Source organism: Clostridium hominis (genome assembly GCF_014287825.1).
GTDB lineage: Bacteria > Bacillota > Clostridia > Clostridiales > Clostridiaceae > Clostridium > Clostridium hominis.
Genome location: NZ_JACOOO010000052.1, coordinates 90,062 through 97,835, shown reverse-complemented (window position 1 = coordinate 97,835; position 7,774 = coordinate 90,062). Strand labels below are relative to the sequence as shown.

Sequence of the window (7,774 nt, the reverse complement as noted above, 5' to 3'; positions counted from 1 at the left end):
CATAATATTACCAATTATATCGCTAGTTTATATATTTATATTAGTTTATAATCCTTTACCTAATATAAAGTATTATAAAGAAGGAGCTTTATTAGTTAGCTTTAGAGGGGAAAATGTTTTAATACAGACTAAAACATTAGTCGATAAAGCTAAACTAAAAAAAATAACCATGTCAGATAAGATTTACAAAGAGTTTAACGAGATAAAAATAAAAGATAAGATAACAATAAAAAAAGAAGGGAAACATTATAAATTAGAGACTGTTAAAAAAGAATATATGTTAGTAGTTAATAAAGGGAAATTAGATAATGAATATGATATAATAGATTTCAGCACAGGTGAATTACAGGAAGTAATTATATTTGATGATAAAGTAATTTCTAGGTAATAAGGAGAGAAAGATAATCTTGATAAATTTAGAACAGTTTGAAGATGAAATTAAAAAAAATAAGATAGCGAATTCATATGTATTTTGTGGATTAGATGAAGAATTAATTAAAGAAAGTATAAATTCTATCGTAAAGAGGACTATAAGTAAGGAGTCTATAGATCTAAATTTGATTAAGCTTGATGGTTTACAAACAACTTGTCAGGAGATAGAAAATGCTTGTGAGACTATGTCTTTCTTTCAAGATAAAAAGGTAGTTGTAGTTTATAGAGCAAATTTTTTAAGAGAAAAAACAGATAGAGAAGGTTCAAAGGTTTATACAGAGGTTTCAAATTATGTGAAAAATATGACTCCAGATACGATACTTATAATGTATTATTTATTTAATGATAAAAGGGAAACACCTAAAAAAAATAAAAAGTTATTAAATTTAGATAAGCATATGAAAGTGGTTCATTGTGATAAATTAAAAAAAGATAGATATTATAAGAAAATTGAAGACATGTTTAGGGATAAAGGAAGAGCTATTGGAAAAATCCAAGTTAAATACTTTGCAGATAAGGTACCTAATAACTTTGATATTATAAAAAGAGAAATAGAAAAACTAGATTCATATGCATGGGGAAGAGAAATAACTAAGGAAGATATCGATAAATTACTATATTCAAAAAGCGAAGATGATATCTTTGATTTAGTTGAATACATATCACAAAGAAAAGTTGAAAAGGCTCTAGATTTATTAGATGAATTATTATTTAAAGCAGACCAGCACATGCTTATAATTACATCTATACAGAATCATTTTAAGAGGCTATATGAATTTAAAGTATACTTATCTAAAGGTAAGAGAGTTGACTTCTTTATGAGTAAATATAGATTGCCCCAATTTGTATGTGAAAAAATAATAAACCAATGCCAAAAATTTAATTTAAAACAATTAAATGAACTTATAAAGGTATGTGTTGATGCAGAAAATAAATTAAAATCATCAGCATCAGATAAACAAACTGAAATGGAGCTTATGCTTTTTAAAACATTTATGGTAAAATAATAGCCGGTGATTTCTCACCGGCTTTTATTTATTACGCCATAGCGTTTAATTTTGCAGCTAATCTTGATTTCTTTCTAGCAGCCATGTTCTTGTGAACAGTACCTTTTTGAGCAGCCATGTCTAAAGACTTAGCAGCTTTAACGAATAAAGCTTTAGCTTCTTCAGCGTTGTTAGCAGCTACAGCAGCTTCAAACTTCTTTATAGCAGTTTTTAAAGCTGATTTAACCATTCTGTTTTCTAAAGTCTTCTTTTCAGTAACTTTAATTCTCTTTTTTGCTGATTTTATGTTTGCCATTCAATTCACCCCCTTAAAGTTTTATAGGGCCTCTGCAGTTTTTGGGGAATCTGCGTACGAGTTCATTTTTAACATCTGTTATTATAACACTGAAACTTTGTAAGTTCAAGTATGAAATTAAAACTTATTTGGGAAAATAACTATGATGGCTTAAGAAAACCTAGGAGGAAAGATATGATTAATATAAGAACAGACCTCGCAATCGAGGCTAAACAGGCATATACAGAAGAAAATAAGAGAGAATTAGATGGTGTAAAAGTTGATGAAGAAAAAGATGGGGAGGTTAAAATTACCACTGTTACTATAGAAAGTGATGAGGCTGGGCGTGAACTTGGAAAGCCAAAAGGTCACTATATTACTCTTGATATTCCGGATTTTGCATTATATGATGGTGAAAGTATGGATGAAGTGTCTAAAGTTTTTGGTAAAACATTGAAGAAGTTGGTAGATGTAGGTAGAGAAAAGTTAGTTTTAGTTGTAGGGTTAGGAAATTGGAATGTGACTCCCGATGCATTAGGGCCAAAGGTTGTCGAAAAAACTATGGTAACAAGACATATTAAAGAATTAATGCCGGATGCTATAGATGATTCTGTAAGACCGGTATGTGCGTTGGCTCCAGGTGTTTTAGGAATAACAGGAGTTGAAACAGGGGAGATAGTTAAATCTTTAGTAGATAGAATAAAGCCAAGTTTAGTTATTTGTGTAGATGCTCTAGGTGCTAGAAAGCTTGAAAGAGTTAATAGAACTATACAAATAGGAGATACAGGAATTTCACCAGGTGCTGGAGTTGGAAACCATAGAATGCAGATAAATGAAGAAAGTTTAGGCTGTAAAGTAATAGCAGTAGGAGTTCCAACAGTGGTTCATGCAGCGACTATTGTTAATGATGCAATGGATTTATTATTAGATGATCTTATAAGTAAGTCACAAACAGGAAAAGATTTTTATAATATGTTAAATTCAGTAGATCGTGCAGAGAAAAATGCTCTTATTAGAGAAGTATTAACTCCTTTTGTTGGAGAGCTTATGGTTACACCTAAAGATGTAGATTTAGTAGTAGAGAATTTAGCTAAAGTTGTAGCTAATGGAATAAATATAGCTATACAACCAGATATGGAATTAGAAGATATAAATAAATTTTTGAATTAGTCTATTGGTGAATGATTATGTTAATCCTCCCATATACATAAAGTGTAAGGGGGGATTTTACTTTGAGAAGATATGAAGTAAGAAATAATAGACCTGTGAATAGAAAGAAAATCAATATTGGATATATAGTATTGCTAATTATAGTAATATTTTTTTCTTATAGATTTTTTACGGTAATAAATAGGAGAAGTGAACGAGGTAGCTTACCTTATGTACAACTTTTAAATTTTTCAATGCCAGTAGTTGAAGTACAAGCTTATGATGAGGGAGTGTATATGGAGAATAAATTAGATTTAAAGGAAGTTGTGATAGAAACATTAGGTTTAAAAAATATAAATACCTATGGAATTATAAGTAATGAAGTAAAATTTTTTAAGAATATTAAAATAGACAGAGACTTTAGTATAGCTGAAAGTGTAAGCAAACCTATTTTGCCATTTTTTTCACCTTTTGAAGTAAGTGAAAATAGTGTTATAAGAGTTACAGATGAGGATTTAGCACAATTAGATCAAGTCAGCGAAGCATATGATCCCAATTTAAAATCTGTTTTAGAAGGTAAAAACTTAAAAGTATTAATATATAATACCCATAGCCAAGAAGGCTACTATGAATCAAAGACAGGACCAGATGATGATAGATTTAGAAGTGCAAATGAGGATATAAATGTTATGGGAGCGGCTTCGGTACTAACAAAGGAGCTAGAAGAAGGGTATGGCATAACAGTTATCCAGGATAAAACTATTCATGATAATAATTATAATCTTTGTTATGACTTATCAGGTGAAACATTACAACGATATTTAAATGAGTATGGGGATTTCGATCTTATAATAGATTTTCATAGAGATTCGGCAACAGATAGATCAACGGTAGTAGCAAATATGAATGGACAAAACTTAGCACGAATGATGTTTGTTACGGCTGAGAATAGTACTAATTTAGAAGCTAATACTAATCTTGCAAATGAGTTAGCAGATATATCAGATGGTTTATTTCCTGGACTTGTTAGAGATAAAAGAATTCTTCAATATTCCCCAGGAGGGATAAATGGATTTAATATGAGCTTTAGCGACAAAAGTGTAGTGTGGGAAGTTGGGACAACTATGAATACTTCTGTTGAAGCTAAGCTTACAGCTAAATATATAGCAAGAATTATAGCAGAGTATTTAAAAGATAAATAAGTAAAGTTAGAGTTAAAAATAAATATTTTTTTGTTTTGTATTAATAATTATGTAAAACCCTCATATACATATAGAGGTAGGGAGGGATATTTGCATGGAAAGATATTTTTCAAACAATTTTAATATTAATAGACGTGCTCCTATAAATAATTTTAGAGCAAGAGGAAAAACAAAATTTAATATTGGATATGTAGTTATGATTCTTATAGTTATATTTTTGGCGATTAGAGCTTTTAATGTTATAAATAGCTATAGTGAAAGAGGGGCTTTACCTTATGTTCAATTATTAAATTTTTCTATGCCGCTAGTTGAGACAACGGTATATGATGAGAGTGTTCATTATGAGAGTAAATTAACATTAAAGAAAGTTATAGGCGAAACGTTAGGTTTAACTAAAATTAGTACGTCTAGTATTATAGAAAATGAAATAAGCTTATTTAAAAATATAGGAAATCTAGAAGTGGCAAGTAAATCAAAAATACCATTTTTATCACGATATGAAGTAAGTGAAAATAGTATAGCGAAGGTTACTGAGGAGGAATTAGAGCAACTAAATGGAGTTAGTGAAGCTTTTGATCCAAATTTAAAGGCTATATTAGAACCGTTAAATCTTAAAGTTTTAATATATCATACGCACAGCCATGAAGGGTATTCAGAAATAGGCGCGGATGCTAGATGGAATACTGACAACGAAGATATTAATGTAATGGGTGTTGGAGATGTTTTAGCTAAAGAGTTAGAAGAAGGTTACGGAATAACTGTTGTTCATGATAAGACTATTCATGATAATAATTACACTGTATGTTATGATAGATCACAAGAAACTCTTCAGAGTTATTTAAATGAATATGGAGACTTTGATTTAATAATAGACTTGCACAGGGATTCTGTTGAGGATAAAAATCTTGTAACAGCTAATATTAATGGACAAGACCTGGCAAGAATAATGTTTGTAACAAGCGTGAATAGTAGTAGATTACAAGCTAATACAGATTTAGCAAATGGATTGGCTGGAATTACTAACAGTTTATTTCCAGGGCTTATGAGAAATAAAGATATATTCCATTATGATATTGGTGGAATAAATGGATTTAATATGAGCTTAAGTGATAATATTGTTGTTTGGGAAGTAGGAGCAAATGTAAATTCATCCATCGAGGCTAAACGTTCAGCGAAATATATGGCAAGAATAATAGCAGAATATTTTAAAGAATAAAAAGAACTGAATAAAATGATGAAAAAGTGAGCATCCTTATAGCTAGTAAGCTAGGGGGTGCTTTTTTATGAAAAAGTATTTAATTTTTTGCGTAATAGCTATATTTATTATAATAAGTGTAATAAAAATCAATATAATCAATACAGAAATATTATCTCCAGTAGGAAATTTTCAAGATAACTTTAATAAAATAAATGAAGAGTTTGGTGAAGACTTTTCAGAATTTATTATGGATAAATCTCCAGTAAAAATTTATTTAGGAGAAGAGGGAGATAGTTCTGCTACAGTGAAAATAAATAAAAAAGAAATTAGTTTAACGAAAAACAATCCGTTTTTGAAAATTTTTAATCCTGTAATAAATTTTTTTGAAAATAGCTATAAGAAAATAGAAGAAAAATTTATTAAAAAAACAGATAGTGATAAACCTGTTAATGAAGAGGAAAGCAATAGTGAATTGGAAAATGTAGTTGATGATTTTATTAATTCTTTAGAAAGTGAATAATATTTAAAACAATTACACAGTAATAAATTATAGTTATAACCCATTATTCTTGACACCTCCTCGGTGATGTATGTTATAATTTAGCTTGATTTAAATAAATGGGGGTGAAAAAGCTGCTTTATTGTTTAAAGTAGTTAAGATATATGCAAAGTAATAGACAATCAAAGATAAGAAACTTCTCAATAGTAGCACATATAGACCATGGTAAATCGACATTAGCAGATAGACTATTAGAGATTACTGGAACCCTTACTCAAAGAGAAATGGAAGAACAAGTTCTTGATAATATGGAGATCGAAAGGGAAAGAGGAATCACTATCAAGTCTCAAGCAGCAAGACTAGTTTATAGACGTCCAAGTGGTGAGGAATACATATTAAACCTTATTGATACTCCAGGTCACGTAGACTTTACATATGAGGTTTCAAGAAGTTTAGCAGCTTGTGAAGGAGCTGTATTAGTTGTAGATGCAACTCAAGGAATACAAGCTCAAACTTTAGCTAATTGCTATTTAGCACTAGATAATGATCTTGAAATAGCACCAGTAATAAATAAAGTTGACTTAGCATCAGCAAGACCAGATGAAGTTAAACAAGAAATTGAAGATGTTATAGGGATAGAAGCTCATGATGCGCCTATGATATCTGCAAAAACAGGTTTAAATGTTGCAGATGTTTTAGAAACAATAGTAGAAAAAGTTCCAGCGCCTACTGGAGATGAGGAAGCACCTTTAAAGTGTTTAGTATTTGATTCATACTATGATAGTTATAAAGGTGTTGTGTGTTATGTAAGAGTAATTGATGGTAAAGTTAAACCAGGTACAAAGATTAAGCTTATGAACACAAATAAAGTTTATGATGTAACAGAAGTTGGAGTATTCACTCCAAGATTATTACCTATTGGAGAATTGATGGCTGGAGATGTTGGATATATAACGGCTTCAATTAAAAATGTAGCAGACGCTAGAGTTGGTGATACTATAACAGAAGCTGATAGACCAACAGAAAAAGCTTTACCGGGGTATAAAAAAGCTGTACCGATGGTTTACTCAGGTATATATCCAGTAGATGGAGCTAAATATGATGAATTAAAAGAAGCATTAGAAAAACTACAAATAAATGATGCTGCTTTAGATTTTGAACCAGAAACATCAATAGCGTTAGGGTTTGGATTTAGATGTGGATTCTTAGGATTACTTCATATGGAAATAATTCAAGAAAGAATAGAAAGAGAATTCAATTTAGATATTATTACAACAGCACCATCTGTTATATATAAAGTTATTAAGACTGATGGAGAGTTAATAGAACTTACAAATCCAACAAACTTACCAGAACCGACGGAAATAGATTACATGGAAGAACCAGTAGTTAAAGCTAATATAATATCACCAACTGATTATGTTGGTGCTATAATGGATTTATGTCAAGAAAGAAGAGGAACTTTCATAGACATGCAATATCTAGAAGAGACAAGAGTTTCTATAGCATATGATATTCCATTAAATGAAATAGTTTATGACTTCTTTGATACATTAAAGTCAAGAACAAGAGGATATGCATCTTTTGATTATGAATTAAAAGGATATGCAAGAACTGAACTTGTTAAACTTGATATATTATTAAATGGAGATGTAGTAGATGCTTTATCTATGATTGTTCCAAAAGAAAGAGCTTACCATAAAGGTAGAGGTATAGCGGAAAAGTTAAAGGAAATAATCCCAAGACAAATGTTTGAAGTGCCAATTCAGGCTGCTGTGGGGTCTAAGGTTATAGCAAGAGAAACTGTTAAGGCTATGAGAAAAGACGTTCTTGCTAAATGTTATGGTGGAGATATATCAAGAAAGAAGAAGCTTCTTGAAAAGCAAAAAGAAGGTAAGAAGAGAATGAGACAGGTAGGTTCTGTTGAAGTTCCACAAGAAGCATTTATGGCTGTATTAAAAGTAGATTAATATATAACAAGGAGCTGTTGCCAAATTGCACAGCTCCTTCTTT

Annotated in this window: 7 protein-coding genes and 1 pseudogene; 7 read left to right on the top strand and 1 reads right to left on the bottom strand. The window is 30.3% G+C overall.

Annotated elements, in window-relative coordinates; translation table 11 throughout:
- Together H8S20_RS20300 and holA are read left to right on the top strand one after the other, a co-directional pair.
- Positions 1-388: pseudogene (locus tag H8S20_RS20300) on the top strand (ComEC/Rec2 family competence protein); the annotation flags it as partial.
- Positions 389-407: 19 nt separating this feature from the next.
- On the top strand, positions 408-1,439 hold the full coding sequence (gene holA / locus H8S20_RS20295; RefSeq protein WP_032117964.1) for a DNA polymerase III subunit delta: 1,032 nt from the start codon (positions 408-410) through the stop codon (positions 1,437-1,439).
- Between the two features lie 31 nt (positions 1,440-1,470).
- On the opposite strand, the gene rpsT is transcribed toward holA, so the two are convergent.
- Positions 1,471-1,734, bottom strand: a complete 264-nt coding sequence (gene rpsT / locus H8S20_RS20290) for a 30S ribosomal protein S20 (protein WP_032117965.1) — start codon at positions 1,732-1,734, stop codon at positions 1,471-1,473.
- Positions 1,735-1,908: 174 nt separating this feature from the next.
- On the opposite strand from rpsT, the gene gpr reads away from it, so the two are divergent.
- From gpr to lepA, 5 genes are all read left to right on the top strand, one after another.
- Positions 1,909-2,883, top strand: a complete 975-nt coding sequence (gpr, locus tag H8S20_RS20285; RefSeq protein WP_032117966.1) for a GPR endopeptidase — start codon at positions 1,909-1,911, stop codon at positions 2,881-2,883.
- A gap of 62 nt (positions 2,884-2,945) precedes the next feature.
- A complete protein-coding gene (gene spoIIP, locus H8S20_RS20280) occupies positions 2,946-4,064 on the top strand; it encodes a stage II sporulation protein P (RefSeq protein WP_186861205.1) in 1,119 nt (372 codons plus the stop codon).
- A 94-nt stretch (positions 4,065-4,158) separates the two neighbouring features.
- Positions 4,159-5,280, top strand: a complete 1,122-nt coding sequence (locus H8S20_RS20275; RefSeq protein WP_186861204.1) for a stage II sporulation protein P — start codon at positions 4,159-4,161, stop codon at positions 5,278-5,280.
- A gap of 67 nt (positions 5,281-5,347) precedes the next feature.
- Positions 5,348-5,782, top strand: a complete 435-nt coding sequence (locus tag H8S20_RS20270; RefSeq protein WP_051986838.1) for a hypothetical protein — start codon at positions 5,348-5,350, stop codon at positions 5,780-5,782.
- Positions 5,783-5,925: 143 nt separating this feature from the next.
- Entirely contained in the window at positions 5,926-7,731 is a 1,806-nt protein-coding gene (gene lepA / locus H8S20_RS20265) for a translation elongation factor 4 (RefSeq protein ID WP_032117968.1), read from the top strand.
- Positions 7,732-7,774: the final 43 nt, after the last annotated feature.